Annotated in this window: 29 protein-coding genes; all 29 read right to left on the reverse strand. The window is 55.5% G+C overall.

The window, feature by feature from the left end:
- Nucleotide 1: 1 nt before the first annotated feature.
- Nucleotides 2–1,495 carry an NADH-quinone oxidoreductase subunit C gene (locus tag ACVBDQ_RS04650; protein WP_446663059.1) on the reverse strand — a complete coding sequence of 498 codons (1,494 nt, stop codon included), beginning with the start codon at nt 1,493–1,495 and terminating at the stop codon, nt 2–4.
- 3 nt (nt 1,496–1,498) lie between these two features.
- Nucleotides 1,499–2,011 carry a NuoB/complex I 20 kDa subunit family protein gene (locus tag ACVBDQ_RS04655; RefSeq protein WP_011232822.1) on the reverse strand — a complete coding sequence of 171 codons (513 nt, stop codon included), beginning with the start codon at nt 2,009–2,011 and terminating at the stop codon, nt 1,499–1,501.
- Complete coding sequence (locus ACVBDQ_RS04660; protein ID WP_011232823.1) at nt 2,002–2,370, reverse strand: NADH-quinone oxidoreductase subunit A; 369 nt, start codon at nt 2,368–2,370, stop codon at nt 2,002–2,004. Before ACVBDQ_RS04660 ends, ACVBDQ_RS04655 begins: the two co-directional genes overlap by 10 nt.
- A 273-nt stretch (nt 2,371–2,643) precedes the next feature.
- On the reverse strand, nt 2,644–3,045 hold the full coding sequence (locus ACVBDQ_RS04665) for a F0F1 ATP synthase subunit epsilon (RefSeq protein WP_011232824.1): 402 nt from the start codon (nt 3,043–3,045) through the stop codon (nt 2,644–2,646).
- A gap of 22 nt (nt 3,046–3,067) precedes the next feature.
- On the reverse strand, nt 3,068–4,489 hold the full coding sequence (atpD, locus tag ACVBDQ_RS04670; RefSeq protein WP_011232825.1) for a F0F1 ATP synthase subunit beta: 1,422 nt from the start codon (nt 4,487–4,489) through the stop codon (nt 3,068–3,070).
- 27 nt (nt 4,490–4,516) lie between these two features.
- On the reverse strand, nt 4,517–5,374 hold the full coding sequence (atpG, locus tag ACVBDQ_RS04675; protein ID WP_011232826.1) for an ATP synthase F1 subunit gamma: 858 nt from the start codon (nt 5,372–5,374) through the stop codon (nt 4,517–4,519).
- A 67-nt stretch (nt 5,375–5,441) separates the two neighbouring features.
- Nucleotides 5,442–6,950 carry a F0F1 ATP synthase subunit alpha gene (atpA, locus tag ACVBDQ_RS04680; protein WP_011232827.1) on the reverse strand — a complete coding sequence of 503 codons (1,509 nt, stop codon included), beginning with the start codon at nt 6,948–6,950 and terminating at the stop codon, nt 5,442–5,444.
- A gap of 24 nt (nt 6,951–6,974) precedes the next feature.
- The gene (locus ACVBDQ_RS04685; RefSeq protein WP_011232828.1) at nt 6,975–7,511 is read right to left on the reverse strand and encodes a F0F1 ATP synthase subunit delta; all 537 of its coding nucleotides are present in this window, start codon (nt 7,509–7,511) and stop codon (nt 6,975–6,977) included.
- Complete coding sequence (locus ACVBDQ_RS04690) at nt 7,508–8,041, reverse strand: F0F1 ATP synthase subunit B (RefSeq protein WP_171660741.1); 534 nt, start codon at nt 8,039–8,041, stop codon at nt 7,508–7,510. Before ACVBDQ_RS04690 ends, ACVBDQ_RS04685 begins: the two co-directional genes overlap by 4 nt.
- 120 nt (nt 8,042–8,161) lie before the next feature.
- Nucleotides 8,162–8,380, reverse strand: a complete 219-nt coding sequence (gene atpE / locus ACVBDQ_RS04695; protein ID WP_011232830.1) for a F0F1 ATP synthase subunit C — start codon at nt 8,378–8,380, stop codon at nt 8,162–8,164.
- A gap of 71 nt (nt 8,381–8,451) precedes the next feature.
- Nucleotides 8,452–9,165 carry a F0F1 ATP synthase subunit A gene (atpB, locus tag ACVBDQ_RS04700; protein ID WP_011232831.1) on the reverse strand — a complete coding sequence of 238 codons (714 nt, stop codon included), beginning with the start codon at nt 9,163–9,165 and terminating at the stop codon, nt 8,452–8,454.
- Nucleotides 9,166–9,182: 17 nt separating this feature from the next.
- On the reverse strand, nt 9,183–9,566 hold the full coding sequence (locus tag ACVBDQ_RS04705) for an ATP synthase subunit I (RefSeq protein WP_011232832.1): 384 nt from the start codon (nt 9,564–9,566) through the stop codon (nt 9,183–9,185).
- Nucleotides 9,567–9,570: 4 nt separating this feature from the next.
- A complete protein-coding gene (locus ACVBDQ_RS04710) occupies nt 9,571–9,792 on the reverse strand; it encodes an AtpZ/AtpI family protein (RefSeq protein ID WP_446663060.1) in 222 nt (73 codons plus the stop codon).
- Between the two features lie 603 nt (nt 9,793–10,395).
- Nucleotides 10,396–11,025, reverse strand: a complete 630-nt coding sequence (gene upp / locus ACVBDQ_RS04715; protein ID WP_011232835.1) for a uracil phosphoribosyltransferase — start codon at nt 11,023–11,025, stop codon at nt 10,396–10,398.
- Between the two features lie 151 nt (nt 11,026–11,176).
- Nucleotides 11,177–12,415, reverse strand: a complete 1,239-nt coding sequence (gene glyA / locus ACVBDQ_RS04720; RefSeq protein WP_446663061.1) for a serine hydroxymethyltransferase — start codon at nt 12,413–12,415, stop codon at nt 11,177–11,179.
- A 92-nt stretch (nt 12,416–12,507) separates the two neighbouring features.
- Nucleotides 12,508–13,086 carry a TIGR01440 family protein gene (locus ACVBDQ_RS04725; RefSeq protein ID WP_446663062.1) on the reverse strand — a complete coding sequence of 193 codons (579 nt, stop codon included), beginning with the start codon at nt 13,084–13,086 and terminating at the stop codon, nt 12,508–12,510.
- Nucleotides 13,087–13,855: 769 nt separating this feature from the next.
- Entirely contained in the window at nt 13,856–14,302 is a 447-nt protein-coding gene (gene rpiB, locus ACVBDQ_RS04730) for a ribose 5-phosphate isomerase B (protein WP_011232838.1), read from the reverse strand.
- Between the two features lie 95 nt (nt 14,303–14,397).
- Nucleotides 14,398–15,687: a methyl-accepting chemotaxis protein gene (locus ACVBDQ_RS04735; protein WP_011232839.1), complete on the reverse strand. Its 1,290-nt coding sequence runs from the start codon at nt 15,685–15,687 to the stop codon at nt 14,398–14,400.
- 25 nt (nt 15,688–15,712) lie between these two features.
- Nucleotides 15,713–16,159, reverse strand: a complete 447-nt coding sequence (locus tag ACVBDQ_RS04740) for a low molecular weight protein arginine phosphatase (protein WP_011232840.1) — start codon at nt 16,157–16,159, stop codon at nt 15,713–15,715.
- A 254-nt stretch (nt 16,160–16,413) separates the two neighbouring features.
- Nucleotides 16,414–16,965, reverse strand: a complete 552-nt coding sequence (locus ACVBDQ_RS04745) for a manganese efflux pump MntP (RefSeq protein ID WP_011232841.1) — start codon at nt 16,963–16,965, stop codon at nt 16,414–16,416.
- A 412-nt stretch (nt 16,966–17,377) separates the two neighbouring features.
- Nucleotides 17,378–18,445 carry an L-threonylcarbamoyladenylate synthase gene (locus ACVBDQ_RS04750; protein WP_013146615.1) on the reverse strand — a complete coding sequence of 356 codons (1,068 nt, stop codon included), beginning with the start codon at nt 18,443–18,445 and terminating at the stop codon, nt 17,378–17,380.
- Nucleotides 18,446–18,574: 129 nt separating this feature from the next.
- Complete coding sequence (gene spoIIR / locus ACVBDQ_RS04755; protein WP_013146616.1) at nt 18,575–19,438, reverse strand: stage II sporulation protein R; 864 nt, start codon at nt 19,436–19,438, stop codon at nt 18,575–18,577.
- A 59-nt stretch (nt 19,439–19,497) separates the two neighbouring features.
- The gene (gene prmC, locus ACVBDQ_RS04760; protein ID WP_033005969.1) at nt 19,498–20,379 is read right to left on the reverse strand and encodes a peptide chain release factor N(5)-glutamine methyltransferase; all 882 of its coding nucleotides are present in this window, start codon (nt 20,377–20,379) and stop codon (nt 19,498–19,500) included.
- Nucleotides 20,369–21,445 (reverse strand): peptide chain release factor 1, encoded by a 1,077-nt coding sequence (prfA, locus tag ACVBDQ_RS04765; RefSeq protein WP_301102143.1) that lies wholly within the window; start codon nt 21,443–21,445, stop codon nt 20,369–20,371. Before prfA ends, prmC begins: the two co-directional genes overlap by 11 nt.
- Before the next feature lie 95 nt (nt 21,446–21,540).
- The gene (locus tag ACVBDQ_RS04770; protein ID WP_015376071.1) at nt 21,541–21,981 is read right to left on the reverse strand and encodes a hypothetical protein; all 441 of its coding nucleotides are present in this window, start codon (nt 21,979–21,981) and stop codon (nt 21,541–21,543) included.
- A 135-nt stretch (nt 21,982–22,116) separates the two neighbouring features.
- Nucleotides 22,117–22,299: a hypothetical protein gene (locus tag ACVBDQ_RS04775; RefSeq protein WP_014196961.1), complete on the reverse strand. Its 183-nt coding sequence runs from the start codon at nt 22,297–22,299 to the stop codon at nt 22,117–22,119.
- Between the two features lie 17 nt (nt 22,300–22,316).
- Nucleotides 22,317–22,940 carry a thymidine kinase gene (locus ACVBDQ_RS04780; RefSeq protein ID WP_011232847.1) on the reverse strand — a complete coding sequence of 208 codons (624 nt, stop codon included), beginning with the start codon at nt 22,938–22,940 and terminating at the stop codon, nt 22,317–22,319.
- Between the two features lie 163 nt (nt 22,941–23,103).
- Complete coding sequence (gene rpmE / locus ACVBDQ_RS04785; protein ID WP_011232848.1) at nt 23,104–23,304, reverse strand: 50S ribosomal protein L31; 201 nt, start codon at nt 23,302–23,304, stop codon at nt 23,104–23,106.
- A gap of 257 nt (nt 23,305–23,561) precedes the next feature.
- Nucleotides 23,562–24,836, reverse strand: a complete 1,275-nt coding sequence (rho, locus tag ACVBDQ_RS04790) for a transcription termination factor Rho (RefSeq protein ID WP_011232849.1) — start codon at nt 24,834–24,836, stop codon at nt 23,562–23,564.
- Nucleotides 24,837–24,929: the final 93 nt, after the last annotated feature.

Below are 24,929 nucleotides of genomic sequence, written 5' to 3' on the forward strand. Positions count from 1 at the left end.
TCTACACCTCCGCATCATACGGCTCGTAATCTTTGCGCAACGGATGCCCGACCCATTGCTCCCCTAGGAAGATGCGGATTAAGTTCGGGTGGCCGCGGAAACGGATGCCAAGCAAATCGTACGCTTCGCACTCCGGCCAGTTCGCCCCCGGCCAAAGCGGGACGAGCGAATCGACTTCCGGGTTGTCGCGCTCGATTTTGACTTTCAACGCCACCGGCTGCCGGTTCGGATAGGAATACAAATGGACGTACACTTCCATGTGCGTCTGAAAATCGGTTCCGTGCAGCTCGGACAAGTAGTCAAACCGGAGCTGTTCATTGTATTTTAAAAACTCGGCTACTTTGTAGTACGCCTCTTTTTTCACGACAAGCGTCGGCACATCTTTCGCCAGCCGGTTGATGTATGCATCCTCGAGCACGTCCGAACCGAGATGCTCATGAATGATGCGGACATATTTCTCAAGCAGCGGATCGTTCGGCGACGGAGCGGCATACCGTCCGGTTCCTCCGTCAGTTTCTTCGGCCTTTGTCCGGGCGGCCGCTGCCGCTTTTTGTTTCGCCCCCTCATCGCCAGCGCCGCCTTGTTGCTTCGCCAAGGCCGCCGCCCGCGCTTTTGCCGCGGCCGCAGCTTTCGCTTTCGCCGCGGCGGCCGCTTTTTGCTTGGCTAGCTCGTCATCGTCGCCCGACGCTTCAGCGGCTTTTTGTTTGGCTAATGCAGCAGCTCTCGCCTTCGCGGCCGCAGCTGCCTTTTTCTTCGCCAACTCAAGATCATCCTCCGCACCGCTTTCCGCCGCCTCGCGCTGTCTTCGCAGCTCCGCCGCCTTCGCCCGCGCTTCCTCCGCCGCCTTTCTCTTCGCCGCCTCGAGGTCGCCTTCGGTCGCCGCACCAGACGCAGCGGCCTCGCGCTGTCTCCGCAGTTCCGCCGCCCTCGCCCGCGCTTCCTCCGCCGCCTTTCTCTTCGCCGCCTCGAGGTCGCCTTCGGTCGCCGCACCAGACGCAGCGGCCTCGCGCTGTCTTCGCAGCTCCGCCGCCCTCGCCCGCGCTTCCTCCGCCGCCTTTCTCTTCGCCGCCTCGAGGTCGCCTTCGGTCGCGCCGCCTGTCGCGGCTGCTTCCCGCTGTCTTCGCAGCTCCGCCGCCCTCGCCCGCGCTTCCTCCGCCGCCTTTCTCTTCGCCGCCTCGAGGTCGCCTTCGGTCGCGCCGCCTGTCGCGGCTGCTTCCCGCTGTCTTCGCAGTTCGGCGGCCCTCTCCCGCGCTTCCTCGGCTGCTCGTTTTTTCGCCAATGCAAGATCGTCGGCCGATGCCGGTTCCGTTGCCTCTCCCTTCGTTGTTTCGAGCTGGCTGCCATTCGAATTCGGGGGCGTTTTCAAACTGCCCGTTTCGGCGGCTGACTTGGCCTGTTCATCTGCCTGCCTAGCCGCGAGCCGTTCGCGCGCCAGCTGTTTTGCCCGCTCAGCGGCTTCTTTTTTTCGCTGGGCCAAATCTTTTTCTTCATCCATCGGTTACAGCACCTTCTTCCCCGTTTTGGCTTCCAGTCGGATTTTTTCTTTTAATTTATGAATACCGTAGATGAGCGCTGCCGGGTTCGGCGGACAGCCTGGTATGTACACGTCCACCGGGACAATTTGGTCGACGCCTTTGACGACGCTGTACGATTTGACGTACGGGCCGCCGGCTGTCGCACACGAACCCATGGCGATGACCCATTTCGGTTCGGGCATTTGGTCATACAACCGGCGCAAGAGCGGCGCCATTTTTTTCGTCACCGTGCCCGAGACAATCATGACGTCCGCCTGCCGCGGCGAGGCGCGGAAAAACGAACCGAACCGGTCGAGGTCGTAATGGGCGCCGCCGACCGCCATCATCTCGATAGCGCAACAGGCAAGGCCGAACGTCAACGGCCAAAGCGAACTGCTTCGGGCCCATCCTTTCAACTGTTCCAACGTCGTCAAAAAGACGTTTCGCTTCACTTCTTCCATTTCGACGCCAGAAAAACCCTCCCATTTCACATCCATCGTAACACCTTCTTTTTCCAAGCATAGATAAGGCCAATGGCAAGCAAAACGATGAAAATGATCATTTCCACCAACGCGAACAAACCGAGTTGGTCATAGACAACAGCCCACGGGTACAAAAACACCGTCTCGATATCGAAAATGACAAACAGCAAGGCAAATAGGTAGTACCGAACTTGGAACTGAACGCGCGAGTCGTGAAAGGGATTGTTACCGCTTTCATACGTTGTCGCCTTTGCATCACTCGGCACGTGCGGCCGCAGCCACCGCCCGGCCGTGAGCGCCCCGATCGGCAGCAACACACCGAGGCAAAGGAAGACGAAGATGATCAAATAACTGTTTGCATAGATGTTGCTCAACCAGCTCGCCCCCTTCCGGTTTACTACATACGTATGGTGTTAATGATGAAATTTTTCAATAATTCCTTCGATTTCATTATAACATTTATATCCAGCCGTGTCAGCAAAACTTCAAGTTAACACTGTCAACACTGTATCCATTCATGTAAGCGCTTCATCTTTGTTGAAACGACGGAATGCGAGGAACGAAAAAAGAGAGAGCGTTTGCCTCTCTCCTTGACGGACGATTCTTCTGTTTTCATCAAAAAAAGCAGGGGAGTTTTCCCCTGCTTTTTACTTCATTTCCGCAACACTCAAACGGTTCATGGCGCGTTTTAACGCCAGTTCAGCCCGCTTGAAGTCGATGTCATCCTGCTGGCTTTGCAGGCGGCGCTCCGCCCGCTCTTTCGCCGCTTTGGCGCGGAGGACGTCAATGTCCTCCGCCCGTTCAGCAGCTTGAGCCAAAATCGTCACTTTGTCCGGGCGGACTTCCAAAAAGCCGCCGCTGACGGCAATGTATTGCGTTTTGCCGCCTTTTTTCAGCCGGGCCGCGCTGATCTCGAGCGGGGCGACAAGCGGAATGTGCCCCGGCAAAATGCCGAGCTCGCCGCTTTTCGCTTTGACGCTGACCATCTCAACATCGTCTTCGTACACCGGGCCATCAGGAGTAACGACGCTCACGTGGATCGTTTTCATTGTCCAATCCCCCTATCCCGGGTCACACTTCGACACCCATCGCTTTCGCTTTTTCAACGACTTCTTCAATGCGGCCGACTAAGCGGAACGCATCTTCCGGAAGATGGTCGTATTTGCCTTCCAAAATTTCTTTAAAGCCGCGCACTGTTTCTTTCACCGGCACGTAGGAGCCCGGTTGGCCCGTGAACTGCTCCGCCACGTGGAAGTTTTGCGACAAGAAGAACTGGATGCGGCGGGCGCGATGAACGACGAGTTTGTCTTCATCCGACAGTTCATCCATCCCCAAGATGGCGATGATGTCTTGCAATTCTTTATAACGTTGCAGCGTTTGCTGCACTTTGCGGGCGACTTGGTAGTGCTCCTCGCCGACGATTTCCGGCGCCAACGCACGCGATGTCGAAGCGAGCGGGTCAACGGCCGGATAAATCCCCATCTCCGCGAGCTTCCGCTCCAGGTTCGTCGTCGCATCCAAGTGCGAGAACGTCGTGGCCGGAGCCGGGTCCGTATAGTCGTCGGCCGGGACGTAAATCGCTTGAATCGAGGTGATCGATCCTTTCGCCGTCGACGTGATCCGCTCTTGCAATTGACCCATCTCCGTCGCCAATGTCGGTTGGTAACCAACGGCCGACGGCATGCGGCCTAACAGCGCCGACACTTCCGAACCGGCCTGCGTGAAACGGAAGATGTTATCGATAAAGAGCAACACGTCTTGGCCTTGTTCATCACGGAAGTATTCGGCCATCGTCAAGCCGGTCAAGGCGACGCGCATCCGCGCCCCCGGCGGCTCATTCATTTGTCCGAACACCATGGCCGTTTTGCTGATGACGCCGGAATCTTTCATCTCATGGTACAAGTCGTTTCCTTCGCGCGTCCGTTCGCCGACGCCAGCAAAGACGGAAATCCCGCCGTGCTCTTGGGCGATGTTGTGGATCAGCTCTTGAATCAAGACCGTTTTTCCTACGCCAGCGCCGCCGAACAAACCGATTTTTCCGCCTTTAATATACGGGGCAAGCAAGTCAACGACTTTAATCCCCGTTTCCAAAATTTCGACTTCCGTCGCCAATTCCTCGAATTTTGGCGCCGGACGGTGAATCGGGTCGCGGCGGGCGTCAGCCGGAATGTCGCCTTCCAAGTCGATCGGCTCGCCCAAGACGTTGAACACGCGGCCAAGCGTGACTTCGCCGACCGGCACCGAAATCGGTGCACCGGTATCGATGACTTCCATGCCGCGGATGAGGCCGTCTGTGGACGCCATCGCGATCGTCCGTACTGTATCATCGCCAAGGTGCAAGGCGACTTCCAATGTCAAGTCGATGTCGACTTCGTTTTCGTTGCGCGCTTTATGTTGAATTTTCAGGGCGTTGTAGATCGCCGGCAAGTGGCCGTTCTCAAACTTGACGTCTACAACCGGACCCATGACTTGGATAACGCGTCCTCTTGTCATCGTTTTCCCTCCTAACTTGCTAGTCCCCTATTGCAAGGCGTTTGCTCCGGCGACAATTTCCGTAATTTCTTGCGTAATCGCCGCTTGGCGAGCGCGGTTGTAGGAAAGCGTCAATGTGCGAATGAGCTCGTTCGCATTGTCCGTTGCGTTCTTCATCGCCGTCATGCGGGCGGCGTGTTCGCTTGCTTTTGCATCGAGCAATGCGCCGTAAATGAGGCTTTCCGCATACTGCGGCAATAAGACGTCCAAAATTTCTTCTTGCGACGGTTCAAATTCGTACACCGTGCGCTGCTTATTCTCCGCCAAGTCAGTGAGCGGCAGAAGCTTCCGTTCCGTCACCTCTTGCTGGATCGCGCTCACGTAATGGTTGTAATACATATACAGCTCGTCAAACGTACCGTCGGCGAATAACCCAACCGTTTTGCGGGCGATTTCTTTAATATCGGCAAACGACGGCTGGTCCGGCAAGCGGGTGATGTCGAGAATGACCGGCATGTTCCGCTTGCGGAAAAAGCTCAACCCGACGCGGCCGATGACGATGATCGCATATTCGTCCGGAGAAGCATGGCGTTTTTGGATCGTTTGGTACACGAGGCGCAGCACGTTGCTGTTGTACGCGCCAGCCAGACCGCGATCCGACGTGATCACGAGATACCCGGTTTTTTTCACCGGGCGCGAAACGAGCATCGGATGCGAAGCCCCCCCGGCGCCAAGCGCCACATTAGCCACGACTTCTTGAATTTTCTCCATATATGGAACGAACGATTTCGCGTTTTGCTCCGCTCGGTTCAGCTTCGACGTCGAGACCATTTCCATCGCTTTTGTAATTTGGCTTGTCTTCTTCGTCGCATTGATGCGCGTTTTAATATCGCGTAACGATGCCAAAGGTTTCACCACCTTTTTGCTGCACGGGTTCTAACAGGCGTGAGGGGGCGATATGCCCCCGCCGGCCTTATTGTGAAACGACAAACGTTTTCTTGAACGCTTCGATCGCTTTATTGAGATCGTCTTCGTTCGGAAGATCTTTCGTCGTGCGGATGTGCTCAAGCAAGTGTTGGCCGTTTTGGTCGAGCCACAAGTAAAACTCTTTCTCGAAACGGCGCACATCTTCAACCGGAATGTCGTCCAAAAAGCCGCGCGTCAATGCATAGATGATCAACACTTGTTTTTCGACCGGAATCGGCTGATGCAAATCTTGCTTCAGCACTTCGACCGTGCGCGCCCCGCGGGCGAGCTTCGCTTGCGTCGCCTTGTCGAGGTCGGAGCCGAATTGGGCGAACGCCTCCAGCTCACGGTAAGCGGCCAAGTCCAAACGGAGCGTCCCGGCTACTTTTTTCATCGCTTTGATTTGCGCTGCCCCACCGACGCGCGAAACGGACAACCCTGCGTTGATCGCTGGGCGGACGCCGGAGAAGAACAAGTCCGATTGCAAGAAAATTTGCCCGTCCGTAATCGAGATGACGTTCGTCGGAATGTACGCGGAAATATCGCCCGCTTGCGTTTCGACGAACGGAAGCGCGGTCAAGGAACCGCCGCCTTTGGCATCGCTCAATTTCGCTGCGCGCTCAAGCAGGCGGGAGTGCAAGTAGAAAATATCCCCCGGATACGCTTCACGGCCCGGCGGACGGCGAAGCAAGAGCGACAATTCACGGTATGCCGCGGCTTGTTTCGATAAATCGTCATAGACCACTAACACGTGTTGGCCTTTATACATGAAATACTCGCCCATCGCCACACCGGCATACGGCGCCAAGAACAAAAGCGGAGCCGGCTGCGACGCCGAAGCGGTGACGACGATCGTATAGTCGAGCGCGCCGTGTTTGCGGAGCGTTTCGACAACGGTGCGGACCGTCGATTCTTTTTGCCCGATGGCGACATAAATACAAATCATGTTTTGGTCTTTTTGGTTGATGATCGTGTCAATGGCGACGGACGTTTTCCCCGTTTGCCGGTCGCCGATGATGAGTTCGCGCTGGCCGCGGCCGATCGGCACGAGCGCGTCGATCGCTTTAATCCCGGTTTGCAGCGGCTCATGCACCGATCTCCGGTCCATAACGCCCGGCGCCGGGCTCTCGATCGGGCGCGTTTCCGTCGTTTCCACCGGCCCTAATCCGTCAACAGGCTGACCGAGTGGGTTGACGACGCGGCCGATGAGCGCTTCCCCAACGGGCACTTCCATGATCCGGCCCGTACGGCGCACTTCGTCCCCTTCTTTAATGCCGGTGTACGGTCCTAAAATAACGATACCGACGTTGTTTTCTTCCAAGTTCAACGCCATGCCCATCACGCCGTTGGCAAACTCGACGAGCTCGCCGGACATGACGTTATCGAGCCCATGAGCGCGCGCGATCCCGTCGCCGACTTGGATGACGGTGCCGACGTCGCTCACTTGGATTTGCGATTCATAGTTTTCAATCTGCTGCTTAATGAGCGCGCTGATTTCTTCCGCTCGAATGCTCATGCCTTTCACCCCTGTCTTCAAATGTTAGCCGATCAGCTGCCGCCGAATCCGTTCAAGCTGCCCGCTGACGCTGCCGTCGTAAATGCGGTTGCCGATGCGCAGCTTCACGCCGCCGATGAGTTCCGGATCAATGATATTTTCAATCTCAAGCGTCTGTTTGCCGACTTTTTGGGCAAAGACGTCGGAAAGCGCCCGCAGTTCTTCGTCCGTCAACGGCCGCGCCGAATAGGCGACCGCCTTGGCGATGCCACGCGCATCGTCGACTAGGGCGAGAAACTGTTCCGCCAGCTCGGGCACAAGGCCGAAGCGATGGCGCTCCAGAAGAAGGAGAAGCGTGTTTTGCACCGGGGTGGACACACCGGCGAACGCTTCGCGGATGAGCGCTTTTTTCTGATCCAAGGAAAGTTTCGGATACGAAAGAAGCGATAAAAACTCGCCGTTTTCCGCCAACGCCTGGCGCACGGCGCGAACATCTTCTTCGATTCGATCAAGCTGTCCTTGTTCGAGCGCGATTTGGAACAAAGCGGACGCGTACCGTTTGGCGATCACTTCTTGGTTCATCGCGCTCCTCCTGCCTCTTGAACGTCTTTGATGTACGCTTCGATCAGCTTGCGTTGATCTTGCTCGGTCAGCTCTTTTTCAATCACTTTTGAGGCGATCAAGACAGACAACGAGGCCACTTGTTCGCGGAGCGCGGCCATCGCCTGTTCTTTTTCACGCTCGATTTCTTTTTTCGCCGCTTCTTTCACCCGTTCCGCTTCCGCACGGGCCGAGGCGACAATTTGTTCTTTCTGCTCTTCAGCCAGCTTGCGCGCGTTTTCAATGAGCGCTTGCGCTTCTTGGCGCGACTGCTTCATCAGTTCGCGCTGTTCTTCAAGAAGTTTTTCTGCTTCTTGACGGCGTTTTTCCGCCTGGTCGATTTCGTTCGCGATATGTTCTTCACGTTGTTTCATGATATTCATTAACGGCTGCCAAGCGAATTTGCGCAACAAGGCCAGCAAAATGATGAACATCAGCAATTGGTAAATAATCGTGCCGCCGCTGATGCCATGCGCCGCTTCGCCGAGCACCCATACGTTTGCCTTCCACAACACCGCGTTTCACTCCTTTCGACAGCTATCGCACCGACGCGATCTCGCAAAACCGCACATAAAGGAATGGCGAAGGTGGTCGTTGACACGAACTTCGCCATCACTTTCCATATCGATTTCTTATCGACCTAAGTAAATGAACGAGAAGACGACACCGATGATCGGAAGCGCCTCAACCAACGCGACCCCGATGAACATCGTCGTTTGCAAAACCGGACGCAATTCTGGTTGACGAGCAATCCCTTCGATGGTACGGCTGACGATCAACCCGTTGCCGATGCCGGCGCCTAACGCCCCCAAACCTACCGCAATCGCAGCTGCAAGTACACCCAAACTCATGTTGATAGATCCTCCTTCGCAATGTTTAAAGTAATGTTTCATTCAAGTCTTGCTCTAATGAAAAGGAATGCTCAATGGTCATGACTGACCTTATGAGCCATATAAACCATTGTTAACATCGTAAAAATGAACGCCTGAATCGTTCCGACAAAAATACTGAACGCTTGCCACACCATCATCGGGATGGCTGCGCCAACAGCGCCAAGCACACCGTAATGCGTGCCAAGGCTGGCGAGCAAGCCAAGCAAAATTTCCCCAGCGTAAATGTTCCCGAAAAGACGCAAACCGAGCGTCAGCGTGTTGGCAAACTCTTCGATGATTTTAAGCGGGAACAACCAGGCGACTGGACGGGTGTAATCGCGCAAATAGTCGGACGCCCCTTTCATTTTGACGCCATAGTAGTGGGTGAGGCCGACGACCATCACCGCCAGCGTCAACGTAACGGTCGCATCCGCGGTCGGCGATTTCCACCAAAGTTCACCGTTTACGTGGACGGAAAACGGCAGTCCAAGCATATTGGCCACAAACACATACATGATGAGCGTGACGCCCAGCGTCAAAAAGCGGCCGCCCGTTTGCCAATCCATCGTGCTGTTAATGATGCCTCTGACAAAGTCAAAGACCCACTCCATAAAGTTTTGCATCCCCGTCGGGCGCAGCTGAAGCGAGCGAGTAGCCGCAACAGCAATGATGAAAACGATCAAGCTCGTGATCGTAATCATCAACATATCAGATAAATTAAACGTAAGGCCTAAAAATTCGACAAGCGGCGCTTTATGCTCCATCCTCTCTCACCTCGCTTTCATACCTGCAGCTTGTCGTTTTTCCATTTGTGAAAGAAGAAATCTATTATAATGACAATGTAGGATGTCATTAATCCCAAAACGGTTGGCACGATATGGAAATATTGCGGATACGTCAGAACAATGACAGCAGCCAACGCGGCAAGCGCCAAACGCGATAAGGTGCCTAATGTGCGCACTTTTTTGCGCGCCGCCACCGCTTGTCCGAATTTTTCGATTTTCCAGGTTAAGTTCCAAACCATGAGGAGGCTGATCGATGTGCCGAGAATCAAGCTGAGAAAAACGGTTTTATACGGCGTAAATCCAAAGCCGAGCGTATAGATGGCGAGCAAATACAATATGTACCTAACTTGCCGCAAAAACACCGTTTGAAGACTTCCCATTTTATTACTCCTCAGAGAAATATTGGCGGATCAAGCGCAACATGGCATACACGCCGGCCGCCAGTCCGAGCAAAAGGCCGACGATCAAAAAGATCGGCTCGGTGCCAAATCGATCATCGACCCATCTCCCACCGAAAACGCCGACCAAAATCGAACCGACAAGTTGGGAGACGATGGCGGACATCAACGCCATGGCTTGAAACGGGTGGCGCTGTTTTGGGGACATGCCAACACACCCTTTAACATAATGAAAACCTTCTCAATCTACCCCTTGTAAAGGATACAATACGGCCTGGTCAATGTCAATGTGTTTCCACGTAAAACCTCATTCACATAGGGCAAATATTAATAATTTGTGACAATTTCTCATTTTCTTCTCACAATGATGATGTATAATGATATATTTTATTTTTAGCCTATTTTCCTTTTCATGATTCTATATAGATGCAATTTGAAGCTTTACCATTTGCAGTTTTTACCGAGTATTTGATCGACTGTCGGGCGACCGAACAACGCCGCTTCCAGACCCATATATGGGTCTGTGAAGCAGGCGGTTGTTCGGTCCTCCGTCACGCCAAGGCGTGACGGAGAAGCCTGTGGCTTTCCTCCGACAGTCGAAAAGGGGCAAACCGCTTTTCCGTCAAGGATATGTTAAACTTCTTCGTTGCATCTATATATATACTTGGCTTTGCAAACGGAGCGGTTTCTCAGCGCCATCTTTCTGCCGCGGCCTATTCGATGCAAGCGCTTAACTGACGCATGGGCAAGGCACCCTCTCCGCCGCTCGATGGAATGCGAACCCCGCGCGGCGCGGAGCGCCTTGCAACTGTTATTTTGTGCCAAACAGCCGGTCGCCGGCGTCGCCGAGACCAGGGACAATATAGCCGTGGTCGTTCAACCGCTCATCAAGGGCAGCGATGTAAATGTCCACATCCGGGTGGGCCGTTTCCACCGCTTTGACTCCTTCCGGCGCCGCGATCAGGCACATAAATTTAATGCTTTTCGCTCCCCGCTTTTTCAGCGCATCGATCGCCGCCACCGCTGATCCGCCGGTTGCGAGCATCGGGTCGACGATGATAAAATCGCGCTCTTCGACATCGCTCGGCAGCTTGACGTAATATTCGACCGGCTTTAATGTTTGGGGATCGCGGTACAAGCCGATATGGCCGACTTTCGCCGCCGGGATGAGCTTCAGGATGCCGTCAACCATGCCGATGCCGGCGCGCAAAATCGGAATGACGCCCAGTTTTTTGCCGGCGATCACTTTCGCTCTGGCTTTACTGACGGGGGTTTCGATCTCGACTTCCTCAAGCGGCAGATCGCGTGTAATTTCAAACGCCATCAACGTCGCCACTTCGTCGACAAGCTCGCGAAATTCTTTCGTGCCCGTATTCTTGTCGCGAATGTAGGTCAATTTATGCTGGATGAGCGGATGATCAAAGACGTACACTTTTCCCATGGGTCAACTCTCCTCTTCCGTATGTATGCGCTGCACTTCTATACATTCTACTGGAAAACGAGCGCCTATTCAACTGCCGAACGAACGGAAAAAGGCGCACCGCCAAATCCGGAGGCGGTGCACCGTACGGTTTCGGACGAAGCGGCGGCGCTTAGTCTTGATAGAGCGGAAACTTTTCCGTCAAAGCGGCCACGCGTTGGCGCGCTTCCTCAAGCGCTTGTTCGCTGCCGACGTTTTTCAGCACAAGGCCGATGATGGCGGCGATTTCGTCCATCTCTTCCAATCCGAAGCCGCGCGTCGTGACCGCGGCCGTGCCGATGCGGATGCCGCTTGTGACAAACGGGCTTTCCGGATCGTACGGAATCGTGTTTTTGTTGACCGTAATCCCGACCTCATCGAGCACTTTCTCCGCCGTTTTCCCGGTCAGCTGCTGCGGGCGCAAATCGACAAGCAGCAAATGGTTGTCCGTGCCGCCGGAAATGAGAGTGAATCCTTCGTTTTGCAAGGCGGCTGCGAGCCGTTTGGCATTCTCCACGACGCGCTTCGCGTAGACTTTAAAGTCGTCTTGCAACGCTTCGCCGAGCGCGACGGCTTTGGCGGCAATGACATGCATGAGCGGGCCGCCTTGAATGCCAGGGAAAATGGCTTTGTCGATCTGTTTGGCGAACTGCTCCTGGCATAAAATCATCCCGCCGCGCGGACCGCGCAGCGTTTTGTGCGTCGTCGTCGTAACGAAATGGGCGTACGGCACTGGATTCGGATGAACACCTGCCGCAACAAGACCGGCAATATGGGCCATGTCAACCATTAAATAGGCGCCGACTTCATCGGCAATCTCGCGGAACTTGGCGAAGTCGATGATGCGCGGATAGGCGCTCGCGCCGGCGACGATCAACTTCGGCCGGTGAAGGCGCGCTTTTTCGCGCACGTCGTCATAGTCAATGACATGCGTTTCCGGATCGACGCCGTATTCGACAAAATTGTACTGAATGCCGCTGAAATTGACCGGGCTGCCGTGCGTCAAATGGCCGCCGTGCGACAAGTTCATGCCAAGCACCGTGTCGCCGTGCTCAAGAACGGTGAAATAAACGGCCATGTTCGCCTGCGCCCCGGAGTGCGGCTGGACGTTCACATGCTCCGCTCCAAACAACTGCTTCGCCCGCTCGCGCGCCAGCTCTTCGACGACATCAACGTATTCGCAACCGCCGTAATACCGGCGTCCCGGATAGCCTTCCGCATATTTGTTCGTCAGCACCGACCCTTGCGCTTCCATGACCGCGCGGCTGACAAAGTTTTCCGAGGCGATCAGTTCAATTTTCGCATGTTGCCGCTTCCGCTCTTGCTCAATAGCGGCGAACACTTGCGGATCTTGTTGTGGCAAGTAATTCATCAATAGCTCCCCCTTATGCGAAATCAGTGAATATTCGTTTTTATTTTATCAGCTTCAGCTAGGCAAATTCAAAGAAAAAATGAATGAAACCGCTAGAAAGAACAGGAATCATTCGGATTTTCCAACGAGTAGACCGCTCGGGCGCCGCCGATCAGCTTCGGCCGCGTTTTCGCCAGCGTCACGCACGCCGATCCAATGTGCTTCACCGAAACGCGCACGGGAACGGCAACCGGCTTCAAATGCATACCGATGAGCGTATGGCCGATGTCAATGCCGGCATCGGCGCGAATCGCCTCGACAACGACCGGGTCAGCGAACTTTCGATAGGCGTAGGCGGCCATCGCCCCACCCGCTTTCGGCACCGGAACGACCGAAACGATCTCCAGCCCGTGAGTTTTGGCGGTTTCCCGTTCGACAACAAGCGCCCGATTTAAATGTTCACAACATTGAAACGCGAGCGCAATGCCGCTTTCGCGCCGCCACGCGTCAAGCTCGGCAAACAGCATGGCGGCAACGTCCATCGATCCAGCCGTGCCGATCCGCTCGCCAAGCACCTCGCTCGTACTGCAGCCGATCACAACGACATCGCCGCGGCCAAGCGGAGCCTGTTTGCGAAACTCATGCAAGATGGCTTGCCATTGCTGCCGCCATTCGGTCAATCGTGCGTCCATGTCCTCTTCCCCTCCTTCGTTCGTTTTTATCCACGCTGCCGTTGACGAACACTGGCACTTTCGACGGTGATTCGTCAAAACCGGGTCCGGCTCCGGGGATGCCTGCGATACTCACGAATATGGAGTTTTCCTAGAAGGCTGATGAAAAAACAACCGTTTCCCCTGAATCGACAGTTCTCAAGTGAAGAGAACGAAACGCTTGCCGACTACAGCAGAAAAGCTGGGAACAGAGCCTTCTCAACGGGTTTTTATTGATTAATCAACACGCCTGACTTTTTGAACGCTCTCCCACCTACGCTCACGCTTAGAGGTGGGAGATTCTTGGGAACACCCGCCCTGCGGCAGGCTGTTCACCAAGCCATCCCCGTGCGTCCCACGGTTCAGCTGTCTTACCAAAACAGCAAAATTATATAAATGCAATTGAAAGCTTTTACATTCTTCGTTTTTACCGATCATTTCATCCGACTGTCGAGTGACCGAACAACACCGCTTAAAGACCCATGAATGGGTCTGTGAAGCGAGTCGTTGTTCGGTCTTTCGTCACGCCTTAGCGTGACAGAGGCAAGCCTATGGCTTGCCTTCGACAGTCAAAAATGGATGAGCCACTTTTCCGTCAAGAATATGTTAAACGATTTCGTTGCATCTCTATACACTCCCTTGCTGCCGCCATTCTCATGAAGCAAGACGCCCACGGCCGGCATGGGGCTGCACGGCGTCTCCCGCTTATGGCCCACAGGCCGCATCCGCTCCGATGCGGCCCTGGTTCCGCCTACAAATGCTTATTTTCATACTCGGCGATTTTGCCGATTCGCCGCGCATGGCGTCCGCCTTCAAATTCGGTCTCAAGCCATGCCTTGGCGATTTCGCGCGCCAGGCCGGGGCCGATGACGCGCTCCCCCATCGCGAGAATGTTGCTGTCGTTATGCATGCGCGTCAGCTTGGCGCTGTAGACGTCGTGGCAAAGGGCGCAACGCACCCCTTTCACTTTGTTGGCGGCGATCGTCATGCCGATGCCGGTGCCGCAGATCAAAATGCCGCGATCAAATTCGCCGCGCGCCACTTTTTCAGCGACGGGAAGCGCGTAATCCGGGTAATCGACCGATGTTTCACAATCGCAGCCAAAATCGGTGTACTCGATTCCCATTTCATCCAACAGTGCTTTAATTTCCTCACGAATGCGAATTCCACCATGGTCAGAAGCAATAGCGACTTTCATCACGTTCGGGCGGGGAGCCCTAGGCTTCGCAGTGATAGCGAAAGCCAGGGAGGAATCGCCCTTCCTCCTTTCGATGAATCATATTTGCATGTGCATCAACGGGTGCGGAACCGGGCGACAGCCGCCTGCAATTGTTCGGCCTGTTCAACCAACTCGCCAGCCAGTTTATGCACATCGTTGATCGATGCGGCCTGCTCCTCGGTCGCCGCCGCAACTTCGAGCGCGCCGGCGGACGTCTGCTCAGCAATCGCCGCCACTTCTTGCGTCTGCGCCGCGGCCCGCTTCATATGCCCCATTTGACGCTTCGCCAACTCAGCGATGTCATGGACGGCGCGGATCACTTCATCAGCTGAGGCCGCCATGGCCGCAATGGCCTCATTCGTGCGCTCCCCTTTCGCCGCCTCAGCGTTTGCGGCGGCCACCTGCTTGTCCATTTGCGCCACCACACGGGCGACTTCATTTTGAATGTTGCCGACCAGTTCCGCGATTTTCTTGACCGCCTTGGCGCTCTCATCAGCCAGCTTGCGCACTTCCTCAGCGACGACGGCAAACCCCCGGCCGTGCTCGCCGGCGCGGGCTGCCTCAATGGAAGCATTGAGCGCAAGCAAGTTCGTCTGTTCAGCGATGTCCGCGACAAGCAACGTAATGTTGCCGATTTGATTGGCGTGTGCTTCGAGCTGCTTGACAGCCGCCCGCGACAGTTCTTGATCGTCAGCCAGCTGATCGATGCCGCTGACAAGCGAATGGGTGATATCGCGGCTTGCCTTCAGCGTTTCGGCCATCCCATATACCGACTGTTCCGCACGCTCGGCTGTTTCTTTTACTTGTACTGCGATGGCGAGCACATCCTCGGCCGCCGCAGCCGCTTCTTGGATCGCCTCGGCCGAAGACGCCGCCCCTTTGGAAATGTCGTCAATGGTCGCTGCAATATCGCGTGCACGGTTTGACGCTGTTTCGGACGCCTGCCTCATTTCCGCCGTCTTTTCAGTCGTGCGCGCTGCGCTCTCTTCCACATTGGCGACGACTGCGCGCAAATGGCCGAGCATCCGGTTGAACGCGACAGCCAGCGAGCGAATTTCGTCATGGGAAGAGGGCAGCGGAACATCCTCATCGATATGCCCTTCCGTCGCCTTTGCCGCCGCTTCCTCGAGCCGTTGCAGCGGCCTTGTAATCCAGCCAGCGGCCAAATAGGCAAGCACTCCGGACCAAAAGATGCCAAGGAGCAACACGATCATCGTGAACACGCTTTTGTTCCATGAGGCGAACCACTGATCATACAAAACGTACAAGAAAAAGGCGCTCGTTGAATACGTGATCAGCGCCAACGCTGTCGTAAAGACGACGAGCTTCAGGCGCAAACCGAACCGATGACTTGTCCCCCCCATTTGTGTTCCCCCTCACTTCTCAACCTCATTGTTCTGTTTGCAACTTTTCCGCCAAGCGGTCAATGAGCGTCTCCAGCTCATCGCGCGCCGCCCGGTACACTTCAATCGGCCCGCCGAACGGATCGGCGATGTCGCCGTCTGTTCCCGAGACGAACTGCTTCAACGTAAACGTTTTGTCCTTCGCTTCTGGGAAACGCTCGACGATCATTTCTTTATGGCCGGATGTCATCGCCAGCACGTGCGTCGCCCAGTCGATATGCTCTTTTTTCAGCTGCGAGGAGCGGTGGGCCGCTTCGATTCCTTTTTCCTTCAACACCGTCTTGGCGTGAACCGACGCCTCGCTCCCTTCCGCCGCAAACACGCCGGCCGATTTCACCTCGACGCCTGGCAGCTGCTTATTCTCCAACAATGCAGCGGCCATCGGGCTTCGGCACGTATTGCCCGTGCAGACGAACAAAATGCGGTATGGCATACAACCACCTCTTCACATCAATGACTTACCATCAATATACCATAGGGAAAAGAGCAAAAAAAGGCTCTTCACCACAACATGTACTTGACAAGCAATGCGGGTTCCTGCGTAAGGATAGGCAAAAAGTGCTGATTTTCCCTCACAAGCGTAAATAGGGTATGCTCAGAAAAAATCAAGTACAACTTTTGGTGAAGAGCCGCAAAAAAAGCAGGCAGTCCGCTTTTTTCCACTGAAGGAAAACCGCCTGCCGCCGTTTATAGAAAAAGCAGCTTGAGCCCGAACGCCAGCAAAATGCTGCCGCCGAGCGCTTCGCTGTAAGAACCGAGCCATTGCTGAAAATGGCGGCCGACAAAAAGCCCAACCCATGTCAGCACCATGCTGAACAGACCAAACAGCAAAATCGTCACCATCGTCCGCGCTCCGAAAATGCCGAGGCTCAGCCCGACGGAAAAGCTGTCTAGGCTGACGCTGAACGCAAAAAAAAGCAACCCCACCCCACGAGGAAACAGCGGTGAGCCATCGTCCCTCCGGAACGAGGCGATGATCATTTGCCCGCCAAGCCATAACAGCAGCGCCCCGCCCGCGTATGTCGCGACACTTCCGAACTCGCGCGACAGCAGGCGGCCGACCGCCATGCCAGCAAGCGGCATGAGAATATGAAACAAGCCGATCGTCAACCCGATATAAAACATTTGCCGCAGCCGGAGGCGCAACAGCCCCATTCCTAAAGCGACTGAAAACGCGTCCATGCCCAGCGCCAGCGCCATCATTGACAGCGCGATGATTTCGCCGATGAATGCGCCCATGTTTCTTCCCTCCCGGACCGGCCTTATTGCTAAACATATGCACGTCCAGGGCAGTTTAGAAGCAGAGCGGGCAGCCAATGGGCGCCGCCTGATTGACGGGCGGACGGAAAAGAAAAAACCGGTCCACAACAGACCGGTTTAGCGCTTGGAAACGGCATCCCCCAAATCCTCTAGTTGCAATTTGAACCTTACCGTTTGCAGAGCCGTTTTCTCGACTGTCGCACGACCGAACAACGCCGCTTCCAAACCCATACATGGATCTGTGAAGCGCGTTTCCGTTCGGTCTTCCGTCACGCCAAGGCGCGACGAAGAAGCCTGCGGCTTGCCTCCGACCGTCAAAAAATAGACAAGCTGCTTTCTCGACCAGGATATGTGAAACTTGTTCACTGCATCTATACAGACGGCCGTCCTTTCATTTCCGCTGTTCGCTGATGGCGCGTCCGCCGGCTGCTTTGCGGAGCCGGTTCATGATCGCCGCGCCGATTCCTTCTTCCGGAAACGCCTCGCTGTAAATGAGATCGACGTTCGTTTCATCAAATCGGCGCAGCGTGTCGTACAGCCGGCTCGCGACCGTCTCAAGCGCCTGGCGCGTTCCGCACGGCAGCACGACATCGGCCGCATACTGATCCCGGTTCTCCTCGGTCGTCAACACGCCGACCGTTTTCCCTTCCGCCCGGCTTTCATCGACAAGCCGCTGCAAAAACGCGGGCGGGCCGGCGACGATCCAAAGCGGCGCTTTCGGCGCATAATGCGTATATTTCATCCCCGGCGCTTTCGGCGCCGCCTCGTCATCCACAGCAGCGGCCTCTTCAACGCGGCCGATCGCTTCAATAAGCGCCTCTTTCGTCACTCCTCCCGGGCGCAAAATCGTCGGCACGCCCCCACTGCAATCGAGCACCGTCGATTCAACGCCCACGCCGGTCGGCCCGCCGTCGATCACCCCGGCGATCCGCCCGTCTAAATCGGCAAGCACGTGCGCCGCCGTCGTCGGACTCGGCCTTCCTGACCGATTCGCGCTCGGGGCGGCCAACGCCAAGCCGCTCGCCTCGATCAACGCCAGCGCCAGCGGGTGATCCGGCATGCGCACCGCCACCGTCGGCAGCCCGGCCGTCACCCGTTCAGACACCGCTTTGGCCCGTTTTGGCAATACTAACGTGAGCGGCCCCGGCCAAAACCGCTCCATCAACGTTTTCGCCATCGGTGGGATCGAGGCGGCTACCGCCTCCGCTTGGGCCATGCTGGCGACATGAACGATGAGCGGATTGTCGCTCGGCCGCCCTTTGGCGGCGAAAATTTTTTCCACCGCGGCTGTATTGGCCGCATCAGCCCCCAACCCGTACACCGTTTCCGTCGGGAATGCGATAACTTCCCCGGCCCGCAGCCATTCAACCGCCTCTCGTATTTGTGGATAAACTTGCTGTTTATCAACAATATTATCCACAACCCAAACACGCGTTTTCAATCGTTTCACCTTCTCCATCGCCGTGATTCGCCTTGAAAATGGCGGCTTTTTTTACAAGCGTCAGATCGCCGCCCGATGCCTTTCCACAGTTATACACAAATTGTGAATAAACTTGTTATTTTTGTGGATAACTTTGTGGATAGATGCTTATGGAATGAGATGGCTGAGCCACTCTTTGAAGAAAAATTTGACTTCCACCGGCTGTTCCGGCTCGGCCATGACGACGAAGGACGATTCTTGATCATCAGTGTGCCCTTTGTCCTTCTCGCCATCCGCATGGATGGACGAAGCGGCGCGATCTTCGGTTTCCGCCATCGCACCCCTCTCCTCTTTCGGTTCGTCCCGCTCGATGGCCTGCTCGCCGCTTCGCATCGCCTCAGCTTCCGCTTCGGCCGACTCGCTGTTTTGCTTCGACCCGGCTTCCATTGACCGGACGCTCTCAGCCGACACCGGTTCATTCGTTCCTGCAGGCGATCGGTTCGCCGCCATCATGACGGCATCGCTGTTTGAAAAATCGAGAAAACAAAGCGGCGGGAACAGAACGCACCACCAGTTTGCTCCTTTTCCTTCCCCAAGCGTGATCAGCACGGCATCATAGATGCCAGCCGGATATACGTAGTTGCCGTACACTTTCGTCGGAAAATGAACCGGGCCAAACTCCACTTTGTACGTTTGATCGCTTTGTTCATCGCGCAACACGCGGGCGACCGTCCGCTCGATGTCCGGCAGGTGAGAGCGGATGACGCGCTTTGCTTCCTCAAACGAAGTGAGTTCGGCCACCCAGCCGTTGATTTGCGCATTGACCGCATCACGCACTTTTCGCTTCAATTGTTGGTCTTCATCGGCGTCGCTGTTGGCTAAAATGCGCAGGCGGATTGCCTCATCAGGGATGGCGACCGCCGCGTTCGCCCCGGCGTCCGTCTTGTGGCCGTACAGCTCGACGAGTACGCCTGTCGTTAATAGAATGATATATAAACATATGGCAATGGCATTTCCTTTGATGGTCATCATCGGCACCGTCCTTTCACCTTTCATTGTGGACGGCGCCGCTCGTTTTTAAACCTATCAATCTAACACGTTTTCCCGTTTTTCGGCCGCGTCATGTACACCATCCGGTCTTTGCCGTTGAGGTCAAAATCGACTTCCACTTCGGCTTCTGGAAACGCTGCGGCCAAGAGCGCCGCCACTGCTTCCCCTTGCCCGGCGCCGACTTCAAAAGCGGCAAGCGCCGGCGCGCCGAGCACAAGCGGCAACTCGCGGGCGAAGCGGCGGTAAAAATCGAGCCCATCGCGGCCGCCAAAGAGCGCCGTGTGCGGCTCATAGTTTTTGACGACCGGGGAAAGCATAGCGGCGTCCGTCTCTGGAATGTACGGTGGATTGGAAACGACGACATCGACCGTCCACCCCATGGCCATGATCGGCTGCAGCAAGTCGCCGCACAAAAATGAAACATTCGCCCCGAGCCGCCGGGCGTTTTCACGGGCGACCGCGAGCGCCGCTTCGGAAATATCGGTTGCGGTCACCGACAACGCTTTGTTCTCCAGCGCCAATGTCACGGCGATCGCCCCGCTGCCAGTGCCGACGTCAACGACATCGATCCGCTTCCGACCAGCAAATAGGCGCGGCACCCGTTTTAGGACGCCAAGCACCAGTTCTTCCGTTTCCGGGCGCGGGATCAACACATGGCGGTTGACAAGAAACGGCCGGCCGTAAAACGATTCATAGCCGATCAAATATTGAATCGGCACATGATCCACCGCATGGCGGCGCACATCGGCCGCAAATCGTTCATATACCGCTTCGTCGACCGGCTCGCGCCAACGGGCGAACAGCCCGGCCCGGTCCACGCCTAAATGGTGGCACAATAGCCACTCTGCCGCCCGCTCCTCTTTTCCGTGGGCGCGCAAAAAAGAAGAAGCCCAGGCGAGGACTTCGTGGACGTTACGACGCATCGTTCGCTTGCTCCAATTTTTTCGCCTGATCGTCCAAAATGAGCGCCTCGATAATTTCGTCGAGGTGGCCATCGAGCACTTGATCGAGCTTTTGGATCGTCAATCCGATGCGGTGGTCCGTGACGCGGTTTTGCGGGAAGTTGTACGTCCGGATGCGCTCGGAACGGTCGCCGGTGCCGACAGCTTGCTTGCGCGTTTGGTCATATTCGGCGCGCGCTTCTTGCTGGTACTTGTCATAAATGCGGGCACGCAATACTTTCATCGCTTTTTCTTTGTTTTTGATTTGCGATTTTTCGTCTTGGCACGTGACAACAATGCCGGTCGGAATATGGGTGAGGCGCACGGCCGACATCGTCGTGTTGACGCTTTGCCCACCCGGTCCGCTTGAGGCGAACGTGTCGACGCGAATGTCTTTTTCATTGATTTCGACTTCGATTTCTTCCATCTCCGGCAGGCAGGCGACCGTCGCCGTCGACGTATGGATGCGCCCGCCTGACTCCGTTTCCGGGACGCGCTGGACGCGATGCGCGCCGTTTTCAAACTTCAGCTTTGAATACGCCCCTTTGCCGTTGATCATAAAAATGATTTCTTTATAGCCGCCGAGGCCGGTCGGGCTCGCTTCGATCACTTCCGTCTTCCACCCTTGCGATTCCGCATAGCGCGTATACATCCGGTACAAGTCGCCGGCAAACAGCGCTGCCTCTTCACCGCCGGCGGCCGCGCGGATTTCCATAATGACGTTTTTCTCATCGTTTGGGTCTTTCGGCAAAAGCAGCACTTTCAGCTTTTCAACGAGCGCCTCTTCCCGTTCTTCCAGCTCGCCGATTTCCTCTTTCACCATCTCCCGCAGCTCCGGATCGAGCTTTTCCTCAAGCATCGCCTTCGCTTCCGCGAGTTGCTCGCGAACCGATTTGTATTCGCGGTACGTTTGCACCGTTTCTTCCAAATCCGCCTGCTCTTTCGAATAATCGCGCAGCTTTTTCGGATCGTTGATGACGTCGGGGTCCATCAACAGTTCATTGAGCTTTTCATACCGTTGCTCCACAGCTTCCAACCGATCAAACACATCATTCACCTCTGTTTTTCCCACACAGTCTAATTTTAGATTATAGCATGAAATGAAGCCAAACAAAAACCCCCGCTTTTGGCAAGCGGGAGCTCTCAGTTGACGCGCACGATGACCTCGTATGTCGGGATTGCTTTTGTCAGCAGCTTGTCAATGCGTTGCGCCTCGCGCTGCCGCTCCTCGTCAGACAGCTCTTCCGGTGCATCAACGGTCACATACATATTGCCGCCGTGAAACCAGATGGAGTCGGCGTGGTAATCGGTGTACCGCTCGATGAGTTGTGCTGCCTTGCGCGTATCGGCGCGCTGGTTTTCGCTTCCTTCGGTCAAGCTGATAAAATTCGGGTTTTGCCGCACGTTTTCCGGATCGTCGAAGTTGTTGTACAAGTCTCTGTCAGCGTCGATCTTCGGCCGCCCGTCCGTCATCAGCCGCGCGCCGTTTTTGTCCTCGCTTTGCTGGCGGTAGGACGGATGATCCGGAGCGAGCGAACAGGCCGAAAGCAGGAAGATCATTCCTAACAGCCAGATGCGTCTCATCCTTTTTCGCCTCCTTAGCTGTTAGGATGTCCATGATCGCCCGTCAATGATACACGGCAAGCCATAAATCTTTCTGCCATCATTCGTCTATTTTGCGGCGAACGAACAAAAGGGGCAGCCTAGTCAAGCGAACGATCAATGATGAACGAGCCGCATGCCAAACGCTTTTTCCTCCCATAGCGAATGGACGCACGAGACGGGCGAGAATGATGGCGCCGCTTCCGCCCTTCTCGGTCGGCGAAACATACGAATATGCACCGTTTCCATCAACGATGGCTGCGCTTCGCCACTTGGCCGATGAAAGCGGCCAAACAACATCAGTGACCGCCTCACCATCACTCACCCGTATGTCCAGCAAGCGGGTGGTTGTATCGCTTTTTCGGTTTGCCAGGCACTTCATGGTGATGGCGGCAGCGAGGCTCGTACGCCTCGCTGGCGCCGACGAGAATCACCGGATCGTCATAAGAGGCGGGCGCACCGTTAATGAGCCGCTGCGTCCGGCTGGCCGGGGAACCGCATACCGTGCAAACCGCCTGCAGCTTCGTCACCGACTCAGCGATCGCCATCAGCGCCGGCACGGGGCCAAACGGTTCGCCGCGAAAATCTTGGTCGAGCCCCGCGGCGATGACGCGGTAGCCGCAATCAGCGAGCGTTTGCACCACATCGATGATGTCGTCGGAAAAAAACTGTATTTCATCGATGGCGACGACGTCGGTGGCGGCGGAAATGTAGCGGAACATTTCCGCCGGCGTCGCGACCGGAATGGCGATCACCGAATTGCCGTTGTGCGACACGACTGCGTCTTCGCTATAACGATTGTCGATCGTCGGTTTGAACACTTTCACTTCCTGCTTGGCAAACTGAGCGCGGCGGACGCGGCGAATCAATTCTTCTGATTTGCCGGAAAACATGCATCCACAAATGAGCTCAAGCCAGCCGGACTGCGTCATCACGTACATCGGGGCCTCTCCTTTCACACAACACTGTCCTCAAACCATCGGCCGCTCCTTGCCGTCTGCCATCGCAACGATCAGCGGGATCAGCTTGATAAGCAACCGGTCTTCCATCTGCTCTCACGAAAAAGCAGGCAAGTTTCGCTTGCCTGCTTTCGTCACGTCCTTGTTACTTAAGGCCGTATTTTTTATTGAATTTATCCACGCGGCCCGCTGCCGTAACAAATTTTTGTTTGCCCGTGAAGAACGGATGGCATTCCGAGCAAATCTCCACGCGCAGCTCGTCTTTGACCGAACCGCTTTCGAATTCGTTGCCGCATGCGCAACGGACGATGACTTTTTTGTACTCTGGATGGATGCCTTGTTTCATCGTTTTCATCTCCTTCCGCCCTGTATCTTATCGAAACAGAGTGATTCGTAGCATGGAACGCTTCATGCTTATGCGCGCCCGCCCGTTTGGCAAGGCGCAGCGCATGGAACAGCTGGGGCTCCACCGAAGCGAACCCAGCCGGTGCAAATCACGGATCGCACAAACCAAAAGGCGATAGCCAAAACACACATGTTAAGATTATAACAGCTTTTCTGTCAGTTTGCAACGGGCGATTCGCGGCAAATTCCGCCAACTGCCTACAGACGGGGCGGGCCGCCCTGTTTCCACTCCTGATCGAGCAAGGCGAAAAACTCTTCGTTTGACTTCGTCCGGCGCAATTTGTTCAAAAACCGCTCGATAAAGTCGGGCGAATCGGCCATCGTTTTGCGGATCGCCCACAGCTTTTCCAAATGTTCTTTCGGGATGAGCAGCTCCTCTTTGCGCGTTCCCGAGCGGCGAATGTCAATCGCCGGAAAAATGCGGCGCTCGGCGAGCGAGCGGTCAAGATGGAGCTCCATGTTGCCGGTGCCTTTAAATTCCTCGTAAATGACGTCATCCATGCGCGACCCGGTGTCAATGAGGGCGGTCGCCAAAATCGTCAAGCTGCCGCCTTCTTCGATGTTGCGCGCCGCGCCGAAAAACCGCTTCGGGCGATGAAACGCCGCTGGGTCGATCCCTCCTGAGAGCGTGCGTCCGCTCGGCGGAATGACCAAGTTGTACGCCCGGGCGAGGCGGGTGATGCTGTCCATTAAAATGACGACGTCACGCTTATGCTCAACTAATCGCATCGCCCGTTCTAAGACAAGCTCGGCCACTTTAATATGGTTTTCCGGCACCTCATCAAACGTCGAGCTGACGACATCGCCTTGCACCGACCGCTCGATGTCGGTCACTTCTTCCGGCCGTTCGTCAATGAGCAAGACGATCAACTCGACATCCGGGTGGTTTGTGGTGATGCTGTTGGCAATTTCCTTCAGCAGCATCGTCTTGCCAGCTTTCGGCGGCGCGACGATCAACCCGCGCTGGCCAAAGCCGACGGGAGCGATCAAGTCGATGATGCGGGTCGACAGCTTGTCCGGCGTTGTCTCCAGCTTCATTTGCCGATTCGGGTAAAGCGGCGTCAACGCTGGAAAGTGAACGCGCTCCTTGGCGACTTCCGGGTCTTCGCCGTTGACCGCTTCGACATGAAGCAAGCCGAAGTAGCGTTCATTTTCTTTCGGCGGCCGCACTTTGCCGGATACTTTATCCCCGTTGCGCAAATCAAAACGGCGGATTTGGGAAGCGGAAATGTAAATGTCTTCCGAGCTCGGGGAATAGTTGATCGGGCGCAAAAAGCCGAATCCTTCCGACGGAATGATTTCGAGGATGCCTTCCATGAAAAAGAGGCCGTCTTGTTCGGCACGCGCTTTCAAAATCGCAAAAATAAGCTCCTTTTTCGTCAACTTGCTGTAGTATGAAATTTTGTATTGCTTGGCGAGCTCATACAGCTCCTTCAATTTCATGTTTTCTAGTGCTGCTAACGTTAATTCCATCTTGACACCACACTTTGCAAATTTTCCTATTCTCCCATCGTTCGTGTTCGGACGTATTGGTCATCAATTCGACAGGCGAAGGGATTCATTTCG

The organism is Geobacillus sp. CCR (genome assembly GCF_052906625.1).

Coding starts and splice junctions, on each gene's coding strand:
- glyA (WP_446663061.1), bottom strand. CDS start 12,415: ATGAATTACTTGCCACAACAAGATCCGCAAGTGTTCGCCGCTATTGAG.
- prmC (WP_033005969.1), bottom strand. CDS start 20,379: ATGCGTCGTAACGTCCACGAAGTCCTCGCCTGGGCTTCTTCTTTTTTG.
- rho (WP_011232849.1), bottom strand. CDS start 24,836: ATGGAATTAACGTTAGCAGCACTAGAAAACATGAAATTGAAGGAGCTG.
- ACVBDQ_RS04735 (WP_011232839.1), bottom strand. CDS start 15,687: ATGGGGGGGACAAGTCATCGGTTCGGTTTGCGCCTGAAGCTCGTCGTC.
- rpiB (WP_011232838.1), bottom strand. CDS start 14,302: ATGAAAGTCGCTATTGCTTCTGACCATGGTGGAATTCGCATTCGTGAG.
- atpB (WP_011232831.1), bottom strand. CDS start 9,165: ATGGAGCATAAAGCGCCGCTTGTCGAATTTTTAGGCCTTACGTTTAAT.
- ACVBDQ_RS04775 (WP_014196961.1), bottom strand. CDS start 22,299: ATGTTGTTTGGCCGCTTTCATCGGCCAAGTGGCGAAGCGCAGCCATCG.
- atpD (WP_011232825.1), bottom strand. CDS start 4,489: ATGACAAGAGGACGCGTTATCCAAGTCATGGGTCCGGTTGTAGACGTC.
- spoIIR (WP_013146616.1), bottom strand. CDS start 19,438: ATGATGACCATCAAAGGAAATGCCATTGCCATATGTTTATATATCATT.
- ACVBDQ_RS04710 (WP_446663060.1), bottom strand. CDS start 9,792: ATGTCCCCAAAACAGCGCCACCCGTTTCAAGCCATGGCGTTGATGTCC.
- upp (WP_011232835.1), bottom strand. CDS start 11,025: ATGGGAAAAGTGTACGTCTTTGATCATCCGCTCATCCAGCATAAATTG.
- ACVBDQ_RS04740 (WP_011232840.1), bottom strand. CDS start 16,159: ATGCCATACCGCATTTTGTTCGTCTGCACGGGCAATACGTGCCGAAGC.
- ACVBDQ_RS04745 (WP_011232841.1), bottom strand. CDS start 16,965: ATGGGCGCATTCATCGGCGAAATCATCGCGCTGTCAATGATGGCGCTG.
- ACVBDQ_RS04725 (WP_446663062.1), bottom strand. CDS start 13,086: ATGGACGCACGATTGACCGAATGGCGGCAGCAATGGCAAGCCATCTTG.
- ACVBDQ_RS04685 (WP_011232828.1), bottom strand. CDS start 7,511: ATGAACCAAGAAGTGATCGCCAAACGGTACGCGTCCGCTTTGTTCCAA.
- rpmE (WP_011232848.1), bottom strand. CDS start 23,304: ATGAAACAAGGCATCCATCCAGAGTACAAAAAAGTCATCGTCCGTTGC.
- ACVBDQ_RS04665 (WP_011232824.1), bottom strand. CDS start 3,045: ATGAAAACGATCCACGTGAGCGTCGTTACTCCTGATGGCCCGGTGTAC.
- ACVBDQ_RS04655 (WP_011232822.1), bottom strand. CDS start 2,011: ATGGATGTGAAATGGGAGGGTTTTTCTGGCGTCGAAATGGAAGAAGTG.
- atpE (WP_011232830.1), bottom strand. CDS start 8,380: ATGAGTTTGGGTGTACTTGCAGCTGCGATTGCGGTAGGTTTGGGGGCG.
- ACVBDQ_RS04705 (WP_011232832.1), bottom strand. CDS start 9,566: ATGGGAAGTCTTCAAACGGTGTTTTTGCGGCAAGTTAGGTACATATTG.
- ACVBDQ_RS04780 (WP_011232847.1), bottom strand. CDS start 22,940: ATGTACGTGATGACGCAGTCCGGCTGGCTTGAGCTCATTTGTGGATGC.
- ACVBDQ_RS04770 (WP_015376071.1), bottom strand. CDS start 21,981: ATGAGACGCATCTGGCTGTTAGGAATGATCTTCCTGCTTTCGGCCTGT.
- ACVBDQ_RS04650 (WP_446663059.1), bottom strand. CDS start 1,495: ATGGATGAAGAAAAAGATTTGGCCCAGCGAAAAAAAGAAGCCGCTGAG.
- atpA (WP_011232827.1), bottom strand. CDS start 6,950: ATGAGCATTCGAGCGGAAGAAATCAGCGCGCTCATTAAGCAGCAGATT.
- ACVBDQ_RS04750 (WP_013146615.1), bottom strand. CDS start 18,445: ATGGAGAAGGTGAAACGATTGAAAACGCGTGTTTGGGTTGTGGATAAT.